This window comes from Enterobacter roggenkampii (assembly GCF_001729805.1).
GTDB lineage: Bacteria > Pseudomonadota > Gammaproteobacteria > Enterobacterales > Enterobacteriaceae > Enterobacter > Enterobacter roggenkampii.
Window position 1 is genome coordinate 2,467,833 of sequence record NZ_CP017184.1, and the last position, 24,414, is coordinate 2,492,246.

Below are 24,414 nucleotides of genomic sequence, written 5' to 3' on the forward strand. Positions count from 1 at the left end.
TTTCAGATAAACCCCATTAACGCATGGCAGAGTATCGTTACACTGGAAAAAGATTCACAGTGTTTATAGTTTGAGAAGAAAAATGAAAAAGCTCATTGCGTTAAGTGTTATCAGTCTTGTCCTTACCGGCTGCGTTAATCCGGGTAAAGCCTCCGTTCAGCCGGAGCAACTTAAGAACCACCGCTTTGTGCTGGAAAGTGTGGACGGTAAGGCCGTGAAGACCGCGACAACGCAACCTGAGATCGGTTTTAGCGCACTGCCAGATATCAGCCTGGTGAATAACATCAGCGTTTCTGGCCAGATGTGTAACCGCTTCAACGGACAGGGGAAATTGTCCGAAGGCGAGCTGAAGGTGAAAACGCTGGCCATGACGCGCAAGCTCTGTAGTGAGCCGCAGCTTAACGAGCTGGATCAGGCCATCGGCGACATGCTGCGCAAAGGTGCGCAGGTCGACCTGACGGAAGACCAGTTAACGCTGGCGACAGCCGATAAAACGCTGATGTTTAAGCGTGCAGAATAATCAGTAGTTACCGCAGGTTCCAACGGCAAGCGACTGTTCACTACAGCGTTTGCCGTTTGGCAAGGCGCACATCCCAATAGCTGAACCATCAAGCTGGCGAGCTACCGACAGCGAACCGCCAATCATCGCGCAGTTGGCCTGACCGGAGCTGGACATCGCGGCTTTCATACCCGGCACCACGTGCGCGGCCGTTGCCTGCTGGACAGGTTCACTGCTGCATGCCGACAACAATAATGCGGCACACCCTACCAAAAATGCTGAGCGCATGCTCTCTCCCCCATGAATAATGCGAAACCTATGCATAATAGGCATCCCATCCCGTGTCGTCGAGAGCGGAAGTGCGTATTTATGCGCTCCTGAAACAATTTCTCGCAATTTTTCTGCCAAAAGTTTGATCTACACATTGATGGCAGGAATAACGAGGACACAAAAGCGAAAATCGAAAAATCCCCCGTTTGCTAGAATACACAGATAATATTCAGGGTTTGTTGCCGTAATACAGACCCCTATTTTTTTGCGCAATGTAAGGGTGTTGTCCTATGCAAACTATTGACGGTAATGGTGCAGTTGCCTCAGTCGCGTTTCGCACCAGTGAAGTTATCGCCATCTACCCGATTACGCCAAGTTCTACCATGGCTGAGCAGGCGGACGCCTGGGCGGGTAACGGGTTAAAAAACGTCTGGGGCGATGTCCCGCGAGTGGTTGAAATGCAGTCGGAAGCCGGTGCGATTGCCACGGTCCACGGCGCGCTTCAGACCGGCGCGCTTTCCACGTCGTTTACCTCTTCCCAGGGATTGTTATTAATGATCCCGACGCTGTACAAACTTGCCGGACAACTGACTCCCTTCGTTCTGCACGTCGCTGCGCGTACCGTTGCCACCCACGCGCTCTCTATCTTTGGCGATCATTCTGACGTGATGGCCGTTCGCCAGACCGGCTGCGCAATGCTGTGCGCCAGCAGCGTTCAGGAAGCCCAGGACTTTGCCCTGATTTCGCATATCGCCACGCTCAAAAGCCGGGTGCCGTTTATTCATTTCTTTGATGGTTTCCGTACGTCCCACGAAATTAACAAAATCGTCCCGCTGGCTGACGAGACAATTCTGAATCTGCTTCCGCAGGCGGACATCGACGCGCATCGCGCCCGCGCCCTGAATCCGGAGCACCCGGTGATTCGCGGCACGTCGGCGAACCCGGATACCTATTTCCAGTCACGCGAGGCCACCAACCCGTGGTACAACGCGGTTTACGACCATGTTGAACAGGCGATGAATGACTTTGCTGCCGCAACGGGTCGGGAATACAAACCCTTTGAGTATTACGGCCATCCGCAGGCGGAACGGGTCATTGTGCTGATGGGATCGGCCATTGGCACCTGCGAGGAAGTTGTTGATGAGCTGCTGACGCGCGGCGAAAAAGTTGGCGTGCTGAAAGTGCGTCTCTATCGGCCGTTCTCGGCGAAACATCTCCTCTCTGCGCTGCCGGAAAGCGCGCGTACCGTTGCGGTGCTCGATCGCACCAAAGAGCCGGGCGCGCAGGCGGAACCGCTGTATCTGGATGTGATGACCGCCCTGGCCGAGGCCTTTAATCATGGCGAACGTGAAACGCTGCCGCGCGTGATCGGGGGGCGTTACGGTTTGTCCTCCAAAGAGTTCGGACCGGACTGCGTGCTGGCGGTCTTCAACGAGCTCAGCGAAGCGAAGCCCAAGCCGCGCTTTACCGTCGGCATTTATGATGATGTGACGAATCTGTCCCTGACGTTGCCGGAAAACACCCTGCCCTCGACCGCCAAACTCGAGGCGCTGTTCTATGGTCTGGGCAGTGACGGCAGCGTCTCCGCGACCAAAAACAACATCAAAATCATCGGGAACTCCACGCCGTGGTACGCCCAGGGGTACTTCGTCTATGACTCCAAGAAAGCTGGCGGTCTGACCGTTTCCCACCTGCGGGTGAGCGAACAGCCCATCCGCTCTGCGTATCTAATTTCTCAGGCTGATTTTGTTGGCTGTCACCAGCTGCAGTTCATTGATAAGTACCAGATGGCCGAGCGCCTGAAACCTGGCGGTATTTTCCTCCTGAATACGCCATACAGCGCGGATGAAGTCTGGTCGCGCCTGCCGCAGGAAGTGCAGGCGGTGCTGAACCAGAAAAAAGCCCGTTTCTATGTGGTTAACGCGGCGAAAATTGCCCGCGAATGTGGCCTTGCCGCGCGTATCAATACCGTTATGCAGATGGCCTTCTTCCATCTGACGAATATCCTGCCGGGCGACAGCGCGCTGGCGGAACTGCAGGGCGCGATTGCCAAAAGCTACAGCAGCAAGGGCCAGGAGCTGGTCGAGCGTAACTGGCAGGCGCTGGCCCTGGCGCGCGAGTCGCTGTTTGAGGTCCCGCTGCAGCCGGTCAATGCCGCAAGCCCGAACCGGCCTCCGGTGGTGTCTGATGCGGCACCTGATTTCGTGAAGACCGTGACGGCGGCGATGCTGGCCGGGCTGGGTGATGCCCTGCCCGTCTCTGCCCTACCGCCGGATGGCACCTGGCCGATGGGCACCACCCGCTGGGAAAAACGCAACATCGCCGAAGCGATCCCCATCTGGAAAGAAGATCTGTGTACCCAGTGCAACCACTGCGTGGCGGCCTGCCCGCACTCTGCCATTCGCGCCAAAGTGGTGTCGCCGGAAGAGATGGAGGCCGCCCCGGCCAGCCTGCATTCCCTGGATGTAAAATCCCGCGATATGCGCGGACAGAAATACGTTCTGCAGGTCGCGCCGGAAGACTGCACCGGCTGTAACCTGTGCGTCGAGGTTTGTCCGGCGAAAGACAGGCAGAACCCGGAGATTAAAGCCATCAATATGATGTCGCGTCTGGAGCACGTCGAAGAAGAGAAAGTGAATTATGACTTCTTCCTGAATCTGCCGGAAATCGATCGCAGCAAACTGGAACGCATTGATATTCGCACTTCGCAGCTGATCACGCCGCTGTTTGAATACTCCGGTGCCTGTTCGGGCTGCGGTGAAACACCGTATATCAAGCTGCTTACCCAGCTGTACGGTGACAGGATGCTGATTGCCAACGCTACCGGCTGTTCGTCTATCTATGGCGGCAACCTGCCCTCTACGCCGTATACCACTGACGCCAACGGCCGCGGTCCCGCGTGGGCCAACTCGCTGTTCGAGGATAACGCCGAATTTGGTCTGGGCTTCCGCCTGACCGTTGACCAGCACCGCGCGCGCGTGATGCGCCTGCTGGAGCAGTTTGCCGGGCAGATCCCCGCCGGGCTCAATGACGCGCTTCACGCCGACGCGACGCCAGAGGTACGTCGTGAGCAGGTTGCAGAGCTGCGTCAGGCGCTTCAGGGCGTGGCGGGCGCTGAACAGCTGCTGACCGACGCGGACGCCCTGGTCGAAAAATCGATCTGGCTGATTGGCGGCGACGGCTGGGCTTATGACATCGGCTTTGGCGGCCTGGACCACGTGCTGAGCCTGACCGAAAACGTCAATATCCTGGTGCTGGATACGCAGTGTTATTCCAACACCGGTGGTCAGGCGTCGAAAGCCACGCCGCTGGGTGCCGTCACGAAATTCGGTGAGCACGGGAAACGCAAGGCACGCAAAGATCTCGGGGTGAGCATGATGATGTACGGTCACGTTTACGTCGCGCAAATCTCGCTGGGGGCACAGCTTAACCAGACGGTGAAGGCGATCCAGGAGGCGGAAGCGTATCCCGGCCCGTCGCTGATCATTGCCTACAGCCCGTGTGAAGAGCATGGCTACGACCTGGCACTCAGCCACGATCAGATGCGACAGCTAACTGCGACCGGCTTCTGGCCGCTGTATCGGTTCGATCCGCGCCGTGCGGACGAGGGTAAATTACCGCTGGCGCTGGATTCGCGTCCGCCGTCAGATGCTCTGGCCGAGACGTTAATGCAGGAACAGCGCTTCCGTCGCCTTAACGCGCAGCAGCCGGAAGTGGCCGAACAGCTATGGAAAGACGCTGCGGCGGATCTGCAAAAACGGTATGACTTCCTGGCGCAGCTGGCGGGTAAAGCCGAAAAATCGACCAGCGACTAGTCTCTCTGCCCGGCGCGTCCGGGCATTTTTTTGCCATAAAAAAACCCGGTGTATTCACACCGGGCGAATCCAGATAATCATTAAATATCTATTTAGTTCCCTAAATATTATTCATGCGAATTATGGATAAATAATCTTAAAGGCATATAACGCCATCAAGAATAGCTTAATTCACACCTGATTAATAATTTTAATTTATTATGTTTAGCCTTAAAGCATTCACCAAACCAATGACCATTACCGCTGATGTATTCAGTTTAGATTTTACTTAGTTCGTAACAATTATAATTTATTACTCTTACACGGGAGTGATTTAGCATGAGACAACTTTCGTATTCGGAAAGTTCAACAGGTAATTAAATAAAAACAACCGCAAAGGAATATCAAAATGCAAAGAAAAGTACTGGCCCTGATGATTCCGGCTCTGTTAATGGCTGGCGCAACTCATGCAGCCGAGATTTATAATAAAGACGGTAACAAATTAGATCTGTACGGAAAAGTAGATGGTCTGCACTATTTCTCCGATGATAAAGGCGCTGACGGGGATCAAACCTACATGCGTCTGGGCTTTAAAGGCGAAACCCAGATCAACGACATGATGACTGGCTACGCACAGTGGGAATACAACATTCAGGCCAATAACACCGAAGGGTCTGATAACCAGTCCTGGACGCGTCTGGCCTTCGCCGGTATCAAAGTGGGCGACTACGGTTCCTTCGATTACGGTCGTAACTATGGCGTACTGTACGACGTGGAAGGTTGGACCGATATGCTGCCTGAGTTCGGCGGCGACTCCTACACCAAAGCCGACAACTTCATGACCGGCCGCGCCAATGGCGTAGCAACCTACCGTAACACCGACTTCTATGGTCTGGTGCAGGGTCTGAACTTTGCGCTGCAGTATCAGGGCAAAAATGAAGGCAGCAACTGTGACGAGAATGGTTGTTCTCAGGAAGGAACGAACAACCGTTCTGATAACAACATTCGTAACCAAAACGGTGACGGTTTCGGTATCTCCACAACCTATGACTTTGGCATGGGGATTACTGCGGGTGCAGCGTATACCTCTTCAGATCGTACTAATGACCAGGTGATCGCAGGCACCGGTGCAGCATCTCAATATGCTGGCGGCGATAAAGCGGACGCATGGACCGCGGGTCTGAAATATGACGCTAACAATATCTACCTGGCGGCAATGTACTCTGAAACCCGCAATATGACGCCATACGGTTCCAGTGACAGCACTTCAGGCGGCGGTATTGCCAACAAAACCCAGAACTTCGAAGTGACCGCACAGTACCAGTTCGACTTCGGCCTGCGTCCGTCCCTTTCCTACCTGCAGTCTAAAGGCAAGGACCTTGGCAACGGCCAGGGCGACCAGGATCTGGTTAAGTACGCTGACGTCGGCGCAACCTATTACTTCAACAAAAACATGTCCACCTACGTTGATTACAAAATCAACCTGCTGGATGAAGATGACAGCTTCTACAAAAACAACGGCATCGGCACGGATGATGTCGTGGCACTGGGTCTGGTTTACCAGTTCTGATTGCCAGAGCCCGCATCAGTATGCGGGCTCACCCATCTCTTGACGTTCGTCACAAAAAGCAGGTTCTGAAATCACGTGGTTGAGGGTAAGTTGAGGTAAAGCTGTTTAAACTCAGGTGATAGCCTTTCCATCACTAAGGATAACAGCGTTGTTTGGTCGTGTATCCGTTGTCGTACTAACTCTTTTAGCGCTCATCTGGATGGCGTTAATTTTTGATTTTGCTGATATTGTCGGGCATCTCAGTGCTGTGTTGAACCACCTTGATGGCGGTTAACAGTATTCCCTGAGAAATGAAAAGCCACCAGCAGTGCCGGTGGCGGGAAAACGCACAGGTTGCGTTATTTTTTTACGGGTTGAGGCTTTTTATCACCTGATTCAGGGGCCTCACGCGGATCGTCTTTTTCAACACAAAGCATAGTTTCTCCTGTTTCAGATAACCACCCTCCACTATAGTCAGGCTGATTACAGAGTGGCCAGGCGGCAATTACGCCTGACCTGTTCCTTTCTTGCGAAAAGAGAGGTAGCCAAACACCCCGCTATCTCCATCTGAGGGATGGTTAACCCCGTCCATCACCGTCACTTCAGGGAAATCGAACGGTGAGACGTTATCAAAGCAGGCCACATTCACGCCGTATTCGTTTGGATTAGAACGCCGCTGATGGAACGTGTAAATTCCGCACACCGAGCAGAAAAAGTGCCGTGCCGTTCCCGTATTGAAGCGGTACTCCGTGAGCTTATCCTCACCTTTGGTCACGGTAATCCCTGACAGCGGCGCAGAGACGACGACCGCACCCCGCATGCGACAAAAGGAACAGCTGCAGCGCCGCGCGGTATTCAGGCCATCCGTTAGCGCAACGGTAAAGGCCACCGCGCCACAATGGCACTGCGCATGACGAATATCAGCCATGGCTAGATCCCCTTCCTCACCAGGTCAGCAGCCTTGACGAAAACCTCATCTTCTACACCATCGCCTTTCTGCCTGCCGAGCCTGACCAGCTCATCAACAATGCTGTCGCGATCGATTGGTTTCTGGGCAGAAACCAGCCCAATAACGGCCGCCCCAATCGCCAGCCCCACTAATCCTGTTTGTTCGTCTTTGTTCTTCATACTCATGCTCCTGATACAACAAACAAGCGTAGCATGATTTTAAAAGCGCGGGGTTAGCCCGTATTTTGGCGCTTTGATATTTGCTGCCCAAATTTTGATATCGTTTTGCAGGAGAATAGTGAAATCAGATTTCAGATGCGTCACCATGCCATTAACGCTGTCCGCATCCACCACTGAAAAATGTTCAATTCTGTTCTTTCCTATTTGGACACAATTATATTTGGCGGGCAGCACTTTACCATTCACATTAAGCGGCAGATTATTCTCACCACAGCGGCCTTCCGTAATATATGACACCAGCAAATTAGCGGATTTTCTCCCAGGCTGGGATACGCTCACCATGACGGGAAAACCTTCCGAGGTCTGCGTCATATCATAAAGCACCGCATTTTTCATATACCAGGTATTATATTCCCGCTCCTGAAAAGCGGACCAGGCAGGTGCAGAATAAAGCACCAGCGCTGCCAGCGTAATAGAGACTATTTTCATGGGATGTTGCCGTCCGTGTTGTTGCACGTATTATTCAGATTGTGCAAAAAACAGCAACAACTTAAGAATAGTCCTACTACTATTGGCAGTGATAGAGGATTTATTCACGACGCGCTATCCGAATGACCGTCTTATCAACGTAGTGCTGGCATCTGAAAAACTCAGGTTAACTTGATGTCAAAACGGCCATCAAGAAGAAACAGGCGAGAAATGGTAAACCGCCGCCATCACGGCGATGCTAACGACAATGCTTAAGAAGAAGTAGGTTTTAAACGGCTGCTTTTGTGTTTTATGGCGAAAGAGCTGTTGGCCTACAATCGCGCCAGGCCAGCCGCCCGTTACGCCAAATACCAGCAGCGTGGCTTCCGGAACCCTGCGCATGCCTTTCCGCGCCGCCATTTTATCGGCACCATACATGACCAACGTCAGCATATTGATCAGCAGAAACCACATAGCCAAAGGGCTCGAGGTAAAAAGACTGCCGATCGCAGCAAAGATCAGAAGTAAATAACAAACGCGATTGAGGGTCATAGTACTGGCCAGAGAAGTGTTGAGCGGTTTTCGACGCCGCATTATACGCTACTTATGAATGTATCGGGCGGGAATTGCTGACAACAGGACAAACGTCACTCCACCCTCACTTTAACCTTTGGCTTCGATAACAGAATTTTTATCAACTCCTTAAAAGGAACGGGTTTGTAGAAGAAGTAGCCCTGTAAAAACGTGATGTTATTGCGCATGAGGTAATCAAGCTGTTCCTGGGTTTCAACCCCTTCCGCAACAATACGGATTGACAGTTTTTTTGCCAGTTCCAGTACCGAATCCAGGATCAGGGTGGAATCCTCATTCTCATTAACCCTGGCAACAAAGCTTTGGTCGATTTTGATGTAATCAATGTGCAGGTCCTGCAGGTAGGACAGGCCGGAATATCCCGTTCCAAAATCATCCAGGGCAATGGCAAACCCTATTTCATGTAGCGCATTCAGGGTCTTAACGAGATGTTCATCTACGTGGAGAGGTTCACGCTCGGTCACCTCCACAACGAGGTTAAGATCCTGTTGAACAAAGCTGCGCTTGTAATTCAGACACTCTTCAAAAAAGGTAGAGGCAACGATATGAGACGCACTGAAGTTAATCCCGACATGAAATCCTTCCGGCAGCAGCGTAGAAATAGCATTCATCTGCGTTGCAACCTGACGCATTAAGCTTTGAGTTAGTGGAATTATTAGCCCTGTTTTCTCAGCAAGAGGAATAAATGACGAGGGAGAGATAAACCCGGATTGCGGATGCTTCCATCTGGCCAGCACCTCTACACCGCGCAAGGTGCCCTCTTTTCCGCTCACGACGGGCTGGTAATAGGGAATAATTTCATTTCTGTAGATGGCGGTACGCAGCGATTCTTCCGGTGAAATATCCTTAGACAGATATCGCTGCAGAAGATAAGCAGAAAGAGAGGAAACGAGCAGTAGAAATAACACCACTCCACCGGCCTGGTCGAATAATCGCGTCAGGCTAAAAAGAGGCGGAGCGTTAAATTGAATCGCGAAGGCATAATCAGCGGCTTTTACCGTCAGAACATCGTTGTTTGAATGGGCTGCCGTCAAGACATCGCCTGATTGGCCTAAACGACGATTGCCGACCAGCAGCGAATACGCCACGCCACGTAGTGGCATATTCAGCGCATCCCGGATATGGCTGTCGCTGATGCTCACCATGATTCGGCTGCCGGCATGATTTGTCTGGTATAAGAGAACCGGCAGGCCGTTGACCGTACTTTTCGATGGAACAAGTAGCAATGGCGCTTCAGGCAGCGCTGAGCCGTTAACCAACAACACGCGGTTTCCCGGCAAGGAGGAGCACCATACCACATCTTTTTTCAGAATAACGATCGTTCTCAGATGGGGTTGTAATGCCGCTTCAGTGCCGAGCCGATACTGTCCTTCAGCATCACACTCATTCTCAGCAAGCCGCATTGCAACCTGGGTCGCATGATGCGCTTCTGTAAGAATAACGTGCATATTCCTGACGACGTAGTGCGCCCCGGCAAGGCTGTCAGCCCGCGCCGAGTACCAGACCTGGATATTGATGATAAAAACGCCCAGCACAAAAATTGCCGTGGCTGCAGCTATGGAGATAGGTGCATGGCGCATTCAGGGTTCTCGACTCGAGTGACGTTGCCGCTTCGGTGATGCTGAAGTGATTGAATTATCTTCGCCTTAAGCATGGTTGATAAAGAAAGAAATACCATGTCCGCCGTCAGAAATTTTCCCCAAACCAGGCTCCGTCTTTGCACCTTCTCAAATGGGTAAATAAAAAGGCCGCCGAACGGCAGCCCTGGTTGTTAAGTGCTTATCAGTATTGCTTTATTGTCTTGACCGGCGTTCTTTCTGACCAGTCAGGCCGCTCGCCAGCCATGATTGCACGCTGTTGTGATGGCGTCACAGACTGCGTTATTTCAGGCATCGACTTGTATTCAGGTTGCTTAGGTGGGTTGAGAACCAGATCGGAGCTACAGCCTGACAGCAGCAAAACCGCCAGTAGAGATGTATTAAGCTTGAACACGCTAACCCCTTCCAATGGGATAAAAGTTACAGAAAATGCGTGGTGCCGATAGCATCCCGATGACTCGTTACTGATTATAACGTCACGCGCCGGGCTGCAGGCAGCAGATTCACCACACAGATACCCCCATAAGAATATATTTACACAACCAATGCATGCAACCCTTTGTATTCCAGCCAGCCTGTGTTCAAAAGTAGAAGTAAAGCCGATTACGCTTCAAATATCGAGGGAGTTTATGCTAAAACCGCTATTATGTTTCTTATGGTCAAGGGTTGAGAAGGGATTTCAATGGTTAAGGTTGAGGAATTAAAAATGAAGTACCCAGGCGCAGCGGCCTGGCAAATGGGTGACAGCCCGGAACTGGCGAACGCGCTTGCGGACCTGATTAAAAAAGGGCTCAAAACGGCCACCTGCGGATCTTTTGCCTCGTACTCGCAGGATGTCTCTGCTCCACGGATAGGAAGCTACAACATAATCCTTGATGGTCAGAATGTCCCGGTCTGTGTGATCCGGCTGGTTTCCATGCGACTGGTGCGTTTTTGCGATGTTAATGAGGAATTCGCTCGCAAAGAGGGTGAAGGTGATTTAAGCCTTGAATACTGGCGGAAAGAGCATCAGCGATTTTTCTTCCGCGAAGGCCATTTTTCTGAAGATATGGAACTGATCGCAGAAGAATTTGAATTGGTTGAGGTGCTGTAAGCTGAGATAAAGTGGCAGTGATGTGTCGCTTAATTAAGCAGGCTTACTCATGTTAAGCTCGTACACAACGCATTCCGTATCGTAATGCAGCTCTATGGCTTTATAAGACATACCTAACCTTTTCATTACACGCTGCGATGCGATATTTTCTGGATCGGCCACGGCCACCAGATAAGATGCTCCCACCCGTTCTACAGCGTAATCAACGATCGCTTTCGCTGCCTCTGTAGCATAGCCTTTGCCATTGTGTTCAGGCACGAGGCGCCAGCCAATCTCTAATGGTGCCCCCTCCACGTTCGCCAGGTGCTGGAGGCATGCCGCACCAACGATCGCACCAGAAGATTTCTCTCTGATAGCCCACCACGAGAAGTGATACTTATCCCAGCGAGCCTGCACCTTTCTGATGCCCTCCCAGGTTTCTTCGGGCGTTTTAACGATACCCTTATTGATATAGCGCATCACCTCAGCATCACTATCCATTACCCTTAAGCCTTCATAATGTGAATCATTAAAGGGTTCCAGGATTAAGCGGACCGTTTCTATATTCATCTTAAATTCCTCTTACATTAAGCCAGTGCCTTCATTGAACTCGTCCCGATAAAACACCATGACGCCGGAGGTAGCTTATTGGAATCGTTTTAATCTAGTAGAATTCAACTTTCGTATGTGCTGTCATTGAAACTGGTTTCGGTGCCGGATTACCTGCGTTCTGTACTGTGGCATTACATATTTCAGGCACAAGCATTTCGTTATAATGACAAGAGCTGGTTGCTGTATACCCCTCCGAGAAAACTGATGAGTTTATTAGTTTATAATCAAGAGGCTTTCTTTTTTTATCAACATAAGATATTTCATTTTTAGACATAACGCTTTCTGAACTATAAAATTCAGAGCGCGTCAAATTATCGTCTTCATCATAAAAATGTTCAGATATTTTTTTGCCTAAAAAATAGGTGTCTTTAATTAATCCATTCGGGTAAAGAGTGTAACGCAACTCGTCACCATTTTCATTTTCACTCAAAATGTGACATTTTTCATCAAGTTGTATTGAGAAAGGCTTGCCATCTCTATGGCCAATAAGACTTCCATTTGTATATTTTAGAATGGTTTCATGCCCAGAAGAAACATTATCAAGGTTTAAGCTATCAACACAACCATTTTTATTCAGTCTGATGGAGATTTTATAAGTGATTTTTCCATTCTCCTCAACATCAGTATCTAAGGATTTAACAGCCCCCTTAACTGGATTGAAATCAAACATAGTCGATAAGTTATAAAGTAGAGGTATGTAGTGATTTTCTGCAAAAGCCATACTTGAAAATAAGGAAGTACAAAAGAAAAGAGTAGAAGTTTTTATCATTTTTAAATATAAGCTCAAGTTACCCTCAGATTAACTAAGCTCATTACAGCATGCTTACTGCTAATCTTCAACATTGATACTGGCGGAGATGATTGCGCCACAACTGCGCCGTTTGCCGTAAAATCGCTATCGTATCCAAACGTCTGAACGCTACCCTTTATCACGCATCGGCGCCAGATTTCACGCAGCAGTAAAACGTGCTGGCATTCGCCGCCGGAATCCGTACCATACGCGGCATACAATTTTTGCCCCTGCTGGCTCCGAAGGTAGTACTCAATGCAACAGAATCAAGAGATTAACAAAAAAGAGCAATACAACCTGAATAAACTGCAAAAGCGACTGCGCCGTAACGTGGGCGAAGCCATTGCAGACTTCAACATGATTGAAGAAGGCGACCGCATCATGGTTTGCCTGTCAGGGGGTAAAGACAGCTACACCATGCTGGAGATCCTGCGTAATCTTCAGCAAAGCGCGCCGGTGAATTTTTCCCTGGTGGCGGTCAACCTTGACCAGAAACAGCCGGGCTTCCCGGAGCACATTCTGCCGGAATACCTCGAAAATCTGGGCGTTGAGTACAAAATCGTCGAAGAAAATACCTACGGTATTGTGAAAGAGAAAATTCCTGAAGGGAAAACCACCTGCTCTCTGTGCTCTCGTCTGCGCCGCGGTATTCTGTATCGCACCGCGACCGAGCTGGGCGCGACCAAAATTGCCCTGGGCCATCACCGCGACGATATCCTGCAAACGCTGTTCCTCAATATGTTCTACGGCGGCAAGATGAAAGGTATGCCGCCTAAGCTGATGAGTGATGACGGTAAACATATTGTGATCCGCCCGCTTGCCTACTGCCGTGAAAAAGACATTGAGCGTTTCTCTCAGGCGAAAGGGTTCCCGATCATTCCATGTAACCTCTGCGGCTCTCAGCCGAACCTGCAGCGTCAGGTGATTGGCGACATGCTGCGCGACTGGGATAAGCGCTATCCGGGTCGTATCGAAACCATGTTCAGCGCCATGCAGAACGTCGTCCCTTCCCATCTCGCGGATGTGGAACTGTTCGACTTTAAAGGCATCAATCACGAGTCAGAAGTCGTGAACGGCGGCGATCTGGCATTTGACCGGGAAGAGATCCCGATGCAGCCAGCAGGCTGGCAGCCGGAAGACGATGACAATCAGTTTGAAGCGTTGCGTCTGAACGTGCTTGAAGTGAAGTAAGCGGTTAGCGTCTCAGAAACACCGTCTGAGACGCTTCATGCTTTATTTCAGCAGGCGTACGCGGCAGGTTTTACCCTTAATTTTCCCGTTTTGCAGCTGCTTCCATGCCTTATGGGCAACCGCCTGGCGAACCGCGACGTAGACATGCGCCGGATGGACCGCAATCTTACCGATATCCGCCCCGTCCAGCCCCACATCCCCGGTCAGTGCACCGAGTACATCACCAGGACGCATCTTGGCTTTTTTACCGCCATCAATGCACAGGGTCGCCATTTCGGCCTCCAGCGGCACAAGGCTGACGCCGGCTGGGGGATTCATCCAGTTCAGCTTAATCTGCAGCATCTCAGAGAGAATATTGGCGCGCTGCGCCTCTTCAGGTGCGCAGAAGCTGATCGCCAGACCGCTGTTCCCGGCGCGCGCGGTGCGGCCAATACGGTGCACGTGCACTTCCGGATCCCATGCCAGTTCAAAGTTCACGACCAGCTCAAGCGATTTGATATCCAGACCGCGCGCAGCGACGTCGGTCGCCACCAGCACGCGGGCGCTGCCGTTCGCGAAACGGACCAGCGTCTGATCGCGATCGCGCTGTTCAAGATCGCCATGCAGCGACAGCGCGCTCTGCCCGGCGGCATTCAGAGCATTACAAACCGACTGACAGTCTTTTTTGGTGTTACAGAACACCACGCAGGAGGCAGGCTGATGCTGGCTCAGTAATTTCTGCAGGAGCGGGATCTTCCCCTGCTGCGAGGTTTCAAAGAACTGTTGTTCGATGGCGGGCAGCGCATCTACGCTGTCGATTTCAATGGTAAGAGGATTTTTCTGCACGCGCCCGCTGATGGCGGCGATAGCTTCCGGCCAGGTTGCGGAGAACAGAAGCGTCTGGCGATCGGCCGGTGCGAAACGGATCACTTCGTCAATGGCCTCGCTGAAGCCCATATCCAGCATCCGATCGGCCTCATCCATCACCAGCGTTTGTAGCGCATCCAGTGAGACCGTGCCTTTTTGCAGGTGATCGAGCAGGCGTCCCGGCGTCGCGACAATAATGTGCGGCGCATGCTGAAGCGAATCACGCTGGGCACCGAACGGCTGCCCGCCGCAGAGGGTTAAAATCTTGGTGTTTGGCAGGAAACGTGCCAGGCGACGCAGTTCACCCGCAACCTGGTCTGCCAGCTCGCGGGTCGGACACAGCACCAAAGACTGGGTCTGAAAAAGCGCCGCATCGATATGCTGCAACAGGCCAAGGCCAAAGGCCGCCGTTTTCCCACTGCCCGTTTTCGCCTGCACGCGCACGTCACGGCCCTCAAGAATGGCGGGTAAGGCGGCCGCCTGAACAGGCGTCATCGTGAGGTATCCCAACTCGTTGAGGTTAGCGAGTTGGGCATCGGGCAGAACATTCAGGGTAGAAAAAGCGGTCACAATTGTCTCTCGTGGTGATCTTTGCGGTCAGATGGCGCGTATCCTCGCAGATCTCGCGGTCCGATGCGACAATTTAATCGGTTCTTCATCGGGCGGCGGGTCGGGCATCGGCTGGGGACGCGGGATGGGATCGGGCATAGGTACCGGATCGCTGGGGATAGGATCGGATTGACGCGATTGTGGCAGTAGCAGAGCGTTAAGGATGCTCATCATTCCCTCCATAATTTGCTGTCATCCCTTTTAGGGTAGACGCTCAGAATCAGGAGGCAAAAAAAAGCCGACTATGAAGTCGGCGTCGTACGAATCAATTGTGCTATGCAGTAATTCAAAAAAGGAAGTAAGACAATATGGAGCGCAACGCCCATCGCTTGACGTTGCATTCACCTGCGGGAGTAATATTGCACCTTACGGGGTAGATGTTTATTGACTTCGCTCAATTAAAAGAGCGTTTTAATCCCGGAAAAAGATGAAAAAAGCGTAAATTTACAGCCATTTACTACGATGCAACCACCATGCAACACCCCCAATCAAAACAACTAACATCACGCAAAACGCCGTAAAACCGTAGCGATAAGCGCCACCCGGAATTCCGCCCAGGTTGACGCCAAACAACCCGGTCAGAAACGTGCTCGGTAAAAACACCATCGCCATCAGGGACATCGTATAGGTTCTTCGCGCCAGCGACTCCTGCATCACCTGCGCGATTTCGTCCGCCATCACCGCCGTTCTGGCAATACAGGAATCAATTTCATCCAGCCCGCGGCCCAGCCTGTCGGCAATATCCTGCATTCTGCGTCGATGGTCGTCGTTCATCCAGGCGAGCCTTTCGCTGGCCAGCCGCGCATACACGTCGCGCTGCGGCGTCATGTAGCGGCGCATAACAATCAGCTGCTTGCGCAATAAGGCCAGAAAACCACGCGGCGGGATCTGCTGATCGAGCAGGTTATCTTCCAGGTCGATGATTTTGTCGTGCAGCTCTTCAATAAACTCACTGGCGTGATCGGTAAGCGCGTCACAGACGTCCACCAGCCAGCTGCCGCAGTCGATCGGCCCGGTGCCCTCTTTCAGATCGTTGACGATGTCATCCAGCGCCAGGACCTTACGCTGTCGGGTGGAGACAATCAGCCCATCGTCCATATAGACCCGCATCGCCACCAGCTGATCCGGACGTTCATCCGTGCTGCCGTTAATACAGCGGAGGGTAATCAGCGTCCCGTCACCCATGCGGCTTACGCGGGGCCGCAGGCTTTCACCCGCCAGCGCATCGCGCACGTTATTGGGCAAGAGCGGGGTCGACGCCAGCCAGTCAGCGCTGTCCGGATGGGTATAGTTCAGATGCAGCCAGCAGGGATGCGCACTGTCGATCACATCATTATCTTCCAGCGGTCGGGCACCGCCGCGGCCGTCCAGCACCCACGCAAAAACTGCGTCAGGAACGTTAAGTTCAGATCCTTTAATGCTTTCCACAGCACCTCCACCTTTTTAACTCTTTCGGTGTCAGTCTAGCTTTCATGAGGGGTTAAGCAACAACTATGTATTCCATCGCGCTGAAATCGCTCGGGAATTGAGCTGGGTGGGCAGATGTATGAAAAAAGCCTGGCATGCCAGGCTTCGTGTCGCTTTCAGAGAGAGTGTTCTGGCTGCTGGAGGAAGGAGGGGGAGCCGGTCGGTAATGGGGACGAAGACCCGTGATCCAATCTAAAATTCCGCGTGCGGGCCTGGAGTTCAATCACCTGATTGCGCAGTACATCCGAGGAGCCGTTGAGTTCCTCCGCCATCGCCACGTTGCTTTGCGTGACCCGCTCCAGCTCCGATAGCGCCAGCGTGATCTGGGAAATACCTTTCTCCTGCTCAGACGTCGACGCGGAGATTTCATCCATTAAGCGACTGACGTTTCCCGAGCCCGTCACGATTTCATGCATATTCTTCTCTGCCTGCGACACCACGGTCGCGCCCTGCGTGACGTTACTGCTGGTGACTTCAATCAGCGCTTTGATATTCTTCGCGGCCTCTGCGCTGCGGTGCGCCAGGTTTCTGACCTCTTCCGCAACGACAGAAAAACCTTTTCCATGGTCGCCCGCTCTTGCCGCCTCAACGGCCGCGTTGAGCGCCAGAATATTGGTCTGGAACGCAATGCCGTCAATCAGCGAAATAATCTCCGTCATCTGCTGGGCGCATTCGGTAATGGACTGCATATTGTTGGCAACCTGCCCCATCAGCTCCCCGCCTTTACGCGCCTGCAGCGTCGCCATATTCGCCTGTTCACTCGCCAGGCGGGTGTTATCGGCGTTATTTTTAGTGCTCGCCGCCATTTGCTCCATGCTGGCTGCGGTTTGCACTAAAGACGCAGACTGCTGTTCGGTTTTGACCGAGAGCTGAGCGCTACGTGTCGAGAGCTGATCCGATAAGGTCATGGCGGTTTGCGATGACGCCCTGATCTCACTCACCAGCGTCGCAATGTTGCCGGACAGGCTGTTGATCCCGGGAATGAGTCGCCCCGCACAGTTATTGCCAAACTCCGGGATAGAAACCCCCAGGTTGCCGGCAGTCACCTCTTCAATACTTTTCTTCACCGTATTGATCGGCGTCACAAGATACCGGGTCATATAGACCCAAAGCAAAAATAGCGCAACGAAATTGATAGCGTTAAGGGAAATAAAGAGAGAGGGCTTGCTGGAAATTAGAACAACGACACCTGCGTTTACCAAAAATAGCGATAAAAGGAACCCGATAATAAAGGTTCTGACACTAATATTTCTTAGCATGATGATACCCACATTTTATATTTTGGTCGGCATCTAGACTTATAGCATTGGCACAAACGTTTTTCCTCGTAAACTTCACGGGTTTGTTGTTTCGCCGTTAGCAGCCTGGGATTTAGCTTAAGTCAGATGAAAAAAGCGTATTAGTGAAAATGTTCTTCGCAGCATGCTGTGATACTGGTCTGCCGCCACGTTAAGCGATACCATCCGCTGCGGCGAACCGATACAATCGCCGTTATATTTAAGGAGCTTTGCTACTTTTATTCGCTCTTGTTTAGCAATGCTTAATACGTTAACAATGAGAATATATTTTATATTCTTAATGCGATGTAGAGTATTAATATGACTGGTCATGCTTCACGATAAATAACTAATATTGTTTGAATGCGCATGTTCGTTGCCAGATTAAGATGTGCCCGGCAGGCGAAATCGGTAACCCTCTCAGGCGTGGGATTGCATAATGCTCAATATATCGTGGGACCCTGTGTTAATCGCTATCTCTTATCTGGTGGCATTTATCGCCTCCTTTGTGGCGCTGGACAGTGCCGGAAAGATCCCCCTTTCCAGCCGAAAGGCTGCCCTGTTCTGGCGCATTACCGGGGGTATGACGCTGGGGATCGGCATCTGGTCGATGCACTTTATCGGCATGCTGTCGATGCAGATGCCGATGATGATGCGCTATGACCTCTGGTTAACCCTTGCGTCTCTGGGCGTCGCGATTATTGCGTCGACCACGGCCCTTGATATTGCCGTCGCGGGAAAAAAACGTTCTTCGTTTCGACCGATCGTTGCCACGGCTATCCTGAGCGCAGGCGTGGTATCTATGCACTATATCGGTATGGCTGCCCTGATGCTGGATGGCAGCATTATCTGGGATCGCCGTATTGTGGGGTTGTCGGTGGTCATTGCCGTGGTGGCGTCCGGCACGGCGCTGTGGCTGGCTTTCCGCCTGCGAGACAAAGGGGTTTTTATCGAGCGCCTTCTCGCCGCCCTGGTCATGGGTGCCGCCATTTGTGCGATGCACTATACCGGCATGAGCGCTGCGCATTACCCGGAAATGTCGCATACCCTCCCCGGTGGGATCGGCGAGCTGGGGTTATCCATCTGGGTTTCTGTCACCACGCTCTGCCTGCTTGGCGTGATGTTAATTATTTCCCTTATCGATTCTCACCGGCGCACCGGCCGGCTGACGGATAATCTTCGACAACTCAATCGGCAGCTTGAGCTCCAGGCGCGCTTTGATGCGCTCACCGGACTCGCGAATCGCCATCAGATGGATCTCCGCATGCAGGACTGCCTGCGCAGCGCGTTGCTGAGCAACAGGCAATTTGCCGTTATTTTCCTGAACGTCGATCACTTCAAACGCGTCAACGATACCTGGGGTCACAGCGTCGGCGATGAGTTATTGATCACCGTCGCACAACGCATCACTTCCCGGCTCTCGCGTGAGATGACCCTGGCAAGGCTGGGAGGTGACGCTTTTATCCTGCTGGTGCCGGAATGTGACGACGACAAACTCAACGCCCTGCTCGCGTCGCTGCTCGAGGATGTGCGACGTCCTCTTTCGATCTGTGGTCATACGCTTAACACGACAATGAGTGCGGGCGTCAGCCTCTATCCTCAGGATGGCGAGACGCTGCATGAACTGAAACTCAAAGCTGATGCAGCCCTGCATCACGTCAAAGACGACGGCCGCAACGGATGGGCGCGTTACAGAACCGAGATGTCGACAGCAATCCCGGCAAAACCCGGTTTTCTTCAGGAGCTCTCACAGGCGCTTGAGCGCGATCAGTTTGAACTGTGGTACCAGCCAACCTGGTATGCGCAAGAGAAGACTATCCATGGTTTTGAAGCCCTGCTGCGCTGGCGGCACCCTGAGCAAGGCGTTGTGCTGCCTGGTCTGTTTATCCCCTCGCTGGAGCAAACCGGCTTAATTATTCCGGTGGGCAACTGGGCCATTGAAGCGGCATGCCGACAGCTGCATTTCTGGACTGAACAAGGGTTCAGCCAGTGGACGTTATCGCTCAACTTATCCCCCGTCCAGTTCGAGCAGCCGGACATTTTCCACATCGTATCGTCGATGCTGGAAAAATATAACTTGTCCCCGTCCAGGCTGATCCTTGAGGTCACGGAGAGCACCGCGCTGAAAAATCTCGACCGCAGCATTGAGTTGCTCAACGCTTTTAATCATGCGGGGATCACCGTCTCGATTGATGATTTTGGTACGGGCTACTCCAACCTGCTGATGCTGAGCGTGCTGCCGGCAAAAGAGCTCAAGATTGACAAAAGCTTTGTAACGTCGATGCTGGAAAATGAAAAAACCTACAAGCTGGTTGAAACCATTATGAGTATCGCCCGCACCATGGAGATGAACGTGGTGGCAGAAGGGATTGAAACGGAAGAACAGCAGGCGGTTCTCACCCGTCTCGGCTGCGACTACCTGCAGGGTTACCTCTTCTCACGCCCCTTACCTGCCGAACAGGTGCCGTGGCTGCTTCTGCAGATAAACTCAGAAAGGCAAATTATCCCCCTTAATAAAATTCAAACGGACGCCGCATTTATTTCACAAAAAAACCATGCCTGACGGGGTTTAGTAGAGTATGTTTCAAAGCAGAACACACGAGTCACGTCTGTCATGATTGTCAGGCGTATTAAGCCGATGAACAGGAAATGCCTATGTCGCAAAACGGTTTTGAAGCGCTGAACGTTATTAAAACACCCGTGTGGCTTATTTCACCCGTTTCGGAAGAGATCGTTTTTGCGAACGTGGTCGCAACGCAGCTTATGGGAGATAAGACGCTCGATCAGCTGCGTAAAGGCATCTATTCCGCGAATGCACAAGCTCTCCTGTCGATGTATGTACCAGAACTGAAAACCGAGCAGGAGATCGTCGAAATCTGGACAATAAGAAGCCGGGATGGGCTGGATACGCCGTTAAGCTGTCGTCTCTCGCTTGCCCGTTACGCCCCCTGGGGGGATGTGATTGTCTTCGAGGGGATCGCCCAACATATCCTCTCAGGACTGAAGGCCAGCCGCTCCGCAACCTACCGGCGAAAAAAACAGGGGTTTTACGCCCGTTTTTTTCAGACCAACAGCGCGCCGATGCTGTTAATCGATCCTGCCCGCGATGGTCAGATTGTTGATGCCAACCTGGCTGCGCTCAATTTTTACGGTTACTCGCATGATGGTATGTGCAGCAAGCATACCTGGGAAATCAATACCCTGGGGCGAGACGTGATGCCCATTATGACCGCGATTGCCGCGCTGCCCGGCGGCCATAAGCCGCTCAACTTTGTTCACCGCCTTGCCGATGGTTCCACCCGCCATGTTCAGACGTATGCCGGGCCCATTGAGATCTACGGTGACAAGCTGATGCTGTGCATCATCCACGATATCACCGAGCAAAAAAGACTGGAGCAAGAGCTGGAACATGCCGCGTTACGTGACTCCATGACCGGGTTACTCAACCGACGCCAGTTCTACGCGATTACCGACCCCAACAATCTGAATAATCGACCTGCCCAGCAGCAGTTTAGCCTGCTGCTGGTTGACACCGATCACTTCAAAAACATCAACGACCTGTTTGGCCATTTGAAGGGCGATGAGGTGCTTATTGCCCTCTCCCGAACGCTGGAAGCCTGTAGTCGGGAGAACGACATGGTGTTCCGCTGGGGGGGCGAAGAGTTCGTCATCCTGCTGCCGCATACCTCTCTCGACACCGCGTTGCAGATTGCCGAGTCGATCCGTGCAGCCGTTGCCCGCATTACGATTCCGGGCTTACCACGGTTTACCGTCAGCATTGGCGTGGCGCGACATAACCCGGGGGAGACGATTGATGAGCTGTTTAAGCGTGTAGACGATGCGCTGTATCGCGCTAAAAATGATGGGCGCAATAAAGTCCTTGCAGCATGAAACTGGAGTATACGGGAAAGCCCCGCTACAATGCCTGCCTCGAATAAATTAACGTCAGGTGGGTAAAATCTGCAATGGGCAAAACAGAAATAATACTCACCTTAATTATTTTGCTCCTTATTATATTTGGCTTCTGGTTTATTTTTAGCGGGGAAATCTGGTATCTCGTCGAGTTTCTCGAAAATAGTCTTTACCCGACCTTCGACGCCCCTTAACGCACGTTTAATATCGTGTTTCACCTACCGAATTTGTCAGGTATCTGCCAGCCTGACGGCCGCGTAAGATACGCGTCGTTATCCTCCAACTACGTTGATAACGAATCACTTATTCACTTGCTTATGTTGCCCGTGCTCTGACGGGCTTTTTTATTTCCGGCATTTCAGCCACGCCAGGCTATATCTTAATCATCTTTAATGACAAGGGAGAGGAATGATGAGCAAGAAGATCCTGATGCTGGTTGGCGATTACGCCGAAGATTACGAAACCATGGTGCCTTTTCAGGCGTTACAGATGGTTGGTCATCAGGTGGATGCCGTCTGCCCCGACAAACCGAAGGGCGACTACATCATAACGGCAATCCATGATTTCGACGGCGCCCAGACCTATAGCGAAAAACCCGGTCACCGCTTTACCCTCAACGCCGATTTTTCCGCCGTCAAGGAGCAGGACTACGACGCGCTGCTCATCCCCGGCGGGAGAGCGCCCGAGTATCTGCGGCTAAATGAGGATGTGTTAAAGCTGGTACAGGCGTTTGACGCCGCGCGCAAACCGATTGCGGCGGTGTGCCATGGCCCGCAGCTGCTCGCTGCCGCGGGCATCCTGAAAGGCCGTACCTGTAGCGCCTACCCGGCGTGTGCACCTGAGGTCCGTCTCGCGGGGGGACACTACGCCTCGATCGGCATCGATCAGGCACATGTCGACGGCAACCTGGTGACGGCTCCCGCGTGGCCCGCCCATCCGCAGTGGCTGGCGAAGTTTAATGCGTTGTTAGAATAATACGTCCCGGTCTCATCGCTGCCGGAAAGCACAGCGCGGTATCATCCATGGCAAAACTGGCGCTCACGTGCGCCAGTTCGCATTAACCATCAGTGCTTCTCAATATACATCGTCCGGCTATACGCCACGTCTTCCGGGTTATTAATCGGATACCCTTTCACCCACGGCTTAATCAGACGACCGTTGGTGTACTGGTAAATAGGCGCGATCGGCGCTTTCTCCATGAGGATTTTCTCCGCCATGTTGTAGTCCGTATTACGCGCTTTCGCCGTGGTTTCGAGCGTCGCCTGGTGGATAATTTTATCGTAAGCCGGGTCGTTGAAGCGCGAGATATTGCCGCTGTGGGTAGAGGTCAGCAGGGACAGGAAGGTCGAGGGCTCGTTGTAATCCCCCACCCATGACGCGCGGATCACATCAAAATTGCCGGTGTTGCGGCTGTCGATGTAGGTTTTCCACTCCTGATTTTGCAGCTTGACATCCACACCGAGGTTTTTCTTCCACATGGACGCCACCGCAATGGCGATTTTCTGGTGGTTTTCCGACGTGTTGTACAGCAGGTTCAGCTTCAGCGGACGCTGGGGGCCGTAGCCTGCGGCCTGGAGCAAGGTTTTGGCCTGAGCGTTCAGCTCCTGCTGGGACATCTGCTCAAACGGCGAAGGTTCAGGCGTGAAGCCCGCCGTCACGTCAGGGGTGAAATGCCAGGCCGGTTTCTCGCCGGTACCCAGTACCTTATCCGCCATAATGCGGCGATCGATAGTCATGCTCAGCGCAAGACGAACCCGGGCATCGGCGGTCGGGCCCTTTTGCGTGTTAAACGCGTAGTAATAGGTCCCGAGCTGAGGCGGCGTATACACCTGGCCAGGAATATCCTTCAGGAGCTTCTGATACATGTTTTTCGGGAACGATTCGGTAATATCGATATCCCCTGCCAGATAGCGTTTCGTGGCGGACGATTCCTGATTAATCGGAATAAAGGTCACTTTTTGCAGGACAGTTTTCGCATTGTCCCAGTAGTGGGTGTTCGGCACGACAACCAGTTTTTCATTCACCACGCGCGCGTTCAGGACGTAGGCCCCGTTACCGACCAGCGCTCCCGGACGCGTCCACTCTTTCCCGCTTTCAACATTGGCTTTTTGCACCGGATAGAAGGCGAAGTTTGCCGTCAGGTTGCTAAACCACGGTAGCGGTTTATCCAGCTGGACGCGCAACGTTCTGGCATCCACCGCCGTCACGCCCAGGGTATCTGGCGCCGCTTTACCATCAATAATGTCCTGCGCGTTGCTGATGCCCGCCAGCGCCGCAAACCAGGCAAACGGAGAGGTCGTTTTCGGATCAACCAGACGCTGCCAGCTGTAGACAAAATCCTGCGCGGTAACCGGCGTACCGTCAGACCATTTTGCGTTATCGCGCAGGGTGAACGTCCAGATTCGGTTATCGTTGCTCTGCCAGCGCGTCGCCACGCCCGGAGTCAGTTCCCCTTTCTCATTCTGATTTACCAGCCCTTCGAAAAGATCGCGAATCACCTGAATCTCTGGCAACCCCACCGCTTTTGCGGGATCGAGCGAAGCCGGTTCGTCTTTAATGTGTCTGACCAGCTCCTGTTTTTGCGCCAGCACCGTGCCCTGTGGCACATCAGCAGCGTATGAGAGTGAAGAGAGTCCGCACAGGCACAGTGCGGCAAAAAGACGCGAAACAGGATGCTTCATAAGATCCCCTTTAAAAAATTCAGGTAAAAAGCAGATGCGTAATTATTTGTTTCGACAGTA

The 24,414-nt window shown here is 52.4% G+C and carries 24 protein-coding genes and 1 pseudogene; 10 read left to right on the top strand and 15 right to left on the bottom strand.

Going from position 1 to position 24,414, the window contains the following annotated elements; genetic code table 11:
- Positions 1–82 precede the first annotated feature (82 nt).
- Positions 83–520, top strand: coding sequence for a heat shock protein HslJ (gene hslJ / locus BFV67_RS11550; protein ID WP_008501282.1), 438 nt, complete (start codon positions 83–85; stop codon positions 518–520).
- Here hslJ and BFV67_RS11555 read toward each other — a convergent pair whose 3' ends face one another.
- Positions 521–787: a putative hemolysin gene (locus BFV67_RS11555; RefSeq protein WP_008501281.1), complete on the bottom strand. Its 267-nt coding sequence runs from the start codon at positions 785–787 to the stop codon at positions 521–523.
- A 272-nt stretch (positions 788–1,059) separates the two neighbouring features.
- Between BFV67_RS11555 and nifJ the strand changes: the two genes are divergently transcribed.
- Both nifJ and ompC read left to right on the top strand, forming a co-directional pair.
- The gene (gene nifJ / locus BFV67_RS11560; RefSeq protein WP_069598369.1) at positions 1,060–4,584 is read left to right on the top strand and encodes a pyruvate:ferredoxin (flavodoxin) oxidoreductase; all 3,525 of its coding nucleotides are present in this window, start codon (positions 1,060–1,062) and stop codon (positions 4,582–4,584) included.
- Between the two features lie 388 nt (positions 4,585–4,972).
- Positions 4,973–6,133, top strand: coding sequence for a porin OmpC (gene ompC / locus BFV67_RS11565; RefSeq protein WP_008501279.1), 1,161 nt, complete (start codon positions 4,973–4,975; stop codon positions 6,131–6,133).
- A 338-nt stretch (positions 6,134–6,471) separates the two neighbouring features.
- Here the strand turns inward: ompC and BFV67_RS24605 are convergent, their stop codons facing one another.
- The 7 genes from BFV67_RS24605 to BFV67_RS24190 form a co-directional block, all read right to left on the bottom strand.
- Positions 6,472–6,549: a hypothetical protein gene (locus BFV67_RS24605; protein ID WP_223239581.1), complete on the bottom strand. Its 78-nt coding sequence runs from the start codon at positions 6,547–6,549 to the stop codon at positions 6,472–6,474.
- Between the two features lie 68 nt (positions 6,550–6,617).
- Complete coding sequence (locus tag BFV67_RS11570; protein ID WP_008501278.1) at positions 6,618–7,040, bottom strand: GFA family protein; 423 nt, start codon at positions 7,038–7,040, stop codon at positions 6,618–6,620.
- A 2-nt stretch (positions 7,041–7,042) separates the two neighbouring features.
- Positions 7,043–7,240: a hypothetical protein gene (locus tag BFV67_RS11575; RefSeq protein WP_008501277.1), complete on the bottom strand. Its 198-nt coding sequence runs from the start codon at positions 7,238–7,240 to the stop codon at positions 7,043–7,045.
- A 39-nt stretch (positions 7,241–7,279) separates the two neighbouring features.
- Complete coding sequence (locus BFV67_RS11580; RefSeq protein ID WP_021240258.1) at positions 7,280–7,729, bottom strand: hypothetical protein; 450 nt, start codon at positions 7,727–7,729, stop codon at positions 7,280–7,282.
- A gap of 189 nt (positions 7,730–7,918) precedes the next feature.
- Complete coding sequence (locus tag BFV67_RS11585; RefSeq protein WP_032637746.1) at positions 7,919–8,260, bottom strand: DUF1294 domain-containing protein; 342 nt, start codon at positions 8,258–8,260, stop codon at positions 7,919–7,921.
- A 95-nt stretch (positions 8,261–8,355) separates the two neighbouring features.
- Positions 8,356–9,879: an EAL domain-containing protein gene (locus tag BFV67_RS11590; RefSeq protein WP_023292280.1), complete on the bottom strand. Its 1,524-nt coding sequence runs from the start codon at positions 9,877–9,879 to the stop codon at positions 8,356–8,358.
- Positions 9,880–10,081: 202 nt separating this feature from the next.
- On the bottom strand, positions 10,082–10,291 hold the full coding sequence (locus BFV67_RS24190) for a hypothetical protein (protein WP_126287803.1): 210 nt from the start codon (positions 10,289–10,291) through the stop codon (positions 10,082–10,084).
- A gap of 288 nt (positions 10,292–10,579) precedes the next feature.
- Here BFV67_RS24190 and BFV67_RS11595 point away from each other — a divergent pair, with 288 nt between their 5' ends.
- A complete protein-coding gene (locus BFV67_RS11595) occupies positions 10,580–10,990 on the top strand; it encodes an ASCH domain-containing protein (protein ID WP_032663431.1) in 411 nt (136 codons plus the stop codon).
- 33 nt (positions 10,991–11,023) lie between these two features.
- Here BFV67_RS11595 and BFV67_RS11600 read toward each other — a convergent pair whose 3' ends face one another.
- On the bottom strand, positions 11,024–11,539 hold the full coding sequence (locus tag BFV67_RS11600) for a GNAT family N-acetyltransferase (protein WP_069598370.1): 516 nt from the start codon (positions 11,537–11,539) through the stop codon (positions 11,024–11,026).
- A 94-nt stretch (positions 11,540–11,633) separates the two neighbouring features.
- A complete protein-coding gene (locus BFV67_RS23310) occupies positions 11,634–12,368 on the bottom strand; it encodes a YnfC family lipoprotein (protein WP_235610596.1) in 735 nt (244 codons plus the stop codon).
- Positions 12,369–12,501: 133 nt separating this feature from the next.
- Between BFV67_RS23310 and BFV67_RS24610 the strand changes: the two are divergent.
- Positions 12,502–12,591 (top strand): annotated as a pseudogene (locus tag BFV67_RS24610) (hypothetical protein); the annotation flags it as partial.
- Between the two features lie 35 nt (positions 12,592–12,626).
- A complete protein-coding gene (gene ttcA / locus BFV67_RS11605; protein ID WP_008501267.1) occupies positions 12,627–13,562 on the top strand; it encodes a tRNA 2-thiocytidine(32) synthetase TtcA in 936 nt (311 codons plus the stop codon).
- 42 nt (positions 13,563–13,604) lie between these two features.
- Here the strand turns inward: ttcA and dbpA are convergent, their stop codons facing one another.
- The 4 genes from dbpA to BFV67_RS11620 form a co-directional block, all read right to left on the bottom strand.
- A complete protein-coding gene (gene dbpA, locus BFV67_RS11610) occupies positions 13,605–14,978 on the bottom strand; it encodes an ATP-dependent RNA helicase DbpA (RefSeq protein ID WP_069598371.1) in 1,374 nt (457 codons plus the stop codon).
- Positions 14,979–15,005: 27 nt separating this feature from the next.
- Positions 15,006–15,188: a proline-rich small protein YnaL gene (gene ynaL / locus BFV67_RS24615; RefSeq protein WP_071530964.1), complete on the bottom strand. Its 183-nt coding sequence runs from the start codon at positions 15,186–15,188 to the stop codon at positions 15,006–15,008.
- Positions 15,189–15,461: 273 nt separating this feature from the next.
- A complete protein-coding gene (gene zntB, locus BFV67_RS11615; RefSeq protein ID WP_023292275.1) occupies positions 15,462–16,445 on the bottom strand; it encodes a zinc transporter ZntB in 984 nt (327 codons plus the stop codon).
- A 155-nt stretch (positions 16,446–16,600) separates the two neighbouring features.
- Positions 16,601–17,743: a methyl-accepting chemotaxis protein gene (locus BFV67_RS11620; protein ID WP_023327604.1), complete on the bottom strand. Its 1,143-nt coding sequence runs from the start codon at positions 17,741–17,743 to the stop codon at positions 16,601–16,603.
- A 457-nt stretch (positions 17,744–18,200) separates the two neighbouring features.
- Between BFV67_RS11620 and BFV67_RS11625 the strand changes: the two genes are divergently transcribed.
- From BFV67_RS11625 to BFV67_RS11640, 4 genes are all read left to right on the top strand, one after another.
- Positions 18,201–20,324 carry a putative bifunctional diguanylate cyclase/phosphodiesterase gene (locus BFV67_RS11625; protein WP_069598372.1) on the top strand — a complete coding sequence of 708 codons (2,124 nt, stop codon included), beginning with the start codon at positions 18,201–18,203 and terminating at the stop codon, positions 20,322–20,324.
- Positions 20,325–20,416: 92 nt separating this feature from the next.
- The gene (locus BFV67_RS11630) at positions 20,417–21,652 is read left to right on the top strand and encodes a sensor domain-containing diguanylate cyclase (protein WP_025913058.1); all 1,236 of its coding nucleotides are present in this window, start codon (positions 20,417–20,419) and stop codon (positions 21,650–21,652) included.
- 74 nt (positions 21,653–21,726) lie between these two features.
- Complete coding sequence (locus BFV67_RS24195) at positions 21,727–21,867, top strand: Ecr family regulatory small membrane protein (RefSeq protein WP_021240268.1); 141 nt, start codon at positions 21,727–21,729, stop codon at positions 21,865–21,867.
- A gap of 217 nt (positions 21,868–22,084) precedes the next feature.
- Positions 22,085–22,648, top strand: a complete 564-nt coding sequence (locus BFV67_RS11640) for a DJ-1/PfpI family protein (protein ID WP_072204995.1) — start codon at positions 22,085–22,087, stop codon at positions 22,646–22,648.
- Between the two features lie 89 nt (positions 22,649–22,737).
- On the opposite strand, the gene BFV67_RS11645 is transcribed toward BFV67_RS11640, so the two are convergent.
- A complete protein-coding gene (locus tag BFV67_RS11645; protein ID WP_069598373.1) occupies positions 22,738–24,354 on the bottom strand; it encodes a peptide ABC transporter substrate-binding protein in 1,617 nt (538 codons plus the stop codon).
- Between the last annotated feature and the right edge of the window lie 60 nt (positions 24,355–24,414).

Excerpts from the sequence above, each read along its gene's own strand:
- BFV67_RS24195 (WP_021240268.1), top strand. The coding sequence starts at position 21,727 with ATGGGCAAAACAGAAATAATACTCACCTTAATTATTTTGCTCCTTATT.
- BFV67_RS11575 (WP_008501277.1), bottom strand. The coding sequence starts at position 7,240 with ATGAAGAACAAAGACGAACAAACAGGATTAGTGGGGCTGGCGATTGGG.
- BFV67_RS11600 (WP_069598370.1), bottom strand. The coding sequence starts at position 11,539 with ATGAATATAGAAACGGTCCGCTTAATCCTGGAACCCTTTAATGATTCA.
- BFV67_RS24605 (WP_223239581.1), bottom strand. The coding sequence starts at position 6,549 with ATGCTTTGTGTTGAAAAAGACGATCCGCGTGAGGCCCCTGAATCAGGT.
- BFV67_RS11585 (WP_032637746.1), bottom strand. The coding sequence starts at position 8,260 with ATGACCCTCAATCGCGTTTGTTATTTACTTCTGATCTTTGCTGCGATC.
- nifJ (WP_069598369.1), top strand. The coding sequence starts at position 1,060 with ATGCAAACTATTGACGGTAATGGTGCAGTTGCCTCAGTCGCGTTTCGC.
- BFV67_RS11620 (WP_023327604.1), bottom strand. The coding sequence starts at position 17,743 with ATGCTAAGAAATATTAGTGTCAGAACCTTTATTATCGGGTTCCTTTTA.
- BFV67_RS11555 (WP_008501281.1), bottom strand. The coding sequence starts at position 787 with ATGCGCTCAGCATTTTTGGTAGGGTGTGCCGCATTATTGTTGTCGGCA.
- BFV67_RS11570 (WP_008501278.1), bottom strand. The coding sequence starts at position 7,040 with ATGGCTGATATTCGTCATGCGCAGTGCCATTGTGGCGCGGTGGCCTTT.
- BFV67_RS11590 (WP_023292280.1), bottom strand. The coding sequence starts at position 9,879 with ATGCGCCATGCACCTATCTCCATAGCTGCAGCCACGGCAATTTTTGTG.
- ompC (WP_008501279.1), top strand. The coding sequence starts at position 4,973 with ATGCAAAGAAAAGTACTGGCCCTGATGATTCCGGCTCTGTTAATGGCT.
- ynaL (WP_071530964.1), bottom strand. The coding sequence starts at position 15,188 with ATGAGCATCCTTAACGCTCTGCTACTGCCACAATCGCGTCAATCCGAT.
- ttcA (WP_008501267.1), top strand. The coding sequence starts at position 12,627 with ATGCAACAGAATCAAGAGATTAACAAAAAAGAGCAATACAACCTGAAT.
- BFV67_RS11630 (WP_025913058.1), top strand. The coding sequence starts at position 20,417 with ATGTCGCAAAACGGTTTTGAAGCGCTGAACGTTATTAAAACACCCGTG.
- BFV67_RS11645 (WP_069598373.1), bottom strand. The coding sequence starts at position 24,354 with ATGAAGCATCCTGTTTCGCGTCTTTTTGCCGCACTGTGCCTGTGCGGA.
- BFV67_RS11580 (WP_021240258.1), bottom strand. The coding sequence starts at position 7,729 with ATGAAAATAGTCTCTATTACGCTGGCAGCGCTGGTGCTTTATTCTGCA.
- BFV67_RS11640 (WP_072204995.1), top strand. The coding sequence starts at position 22,085 with ATGAGCAAGAAGATCCTGATGCTGGTTGGCGATTACGCCGAAGATTAC.
- BFV67_RS11595 (WP_032663431.1), top strand. The coding sequence starts at position 10,580 with ATGGTTAAGGTTGAGGAATTAAAAATGAAGTACCCAGGCGCAGCGGCC.
- hslJ (WP_008501282.1), top strand. The coding sequence starts at position 83 with ATGAAAAAGCTCATTGCGTTAAGTGTTATCAGTCTTGTCCTTACCGGC.
- BFV67_RS11625 (WP_069598372.1), top strand. The coding sequence starts at position 18,201 with ATGCTCAATATATCGTGGGACCCTGTGTTAATCGCTATCTCTTATCTG.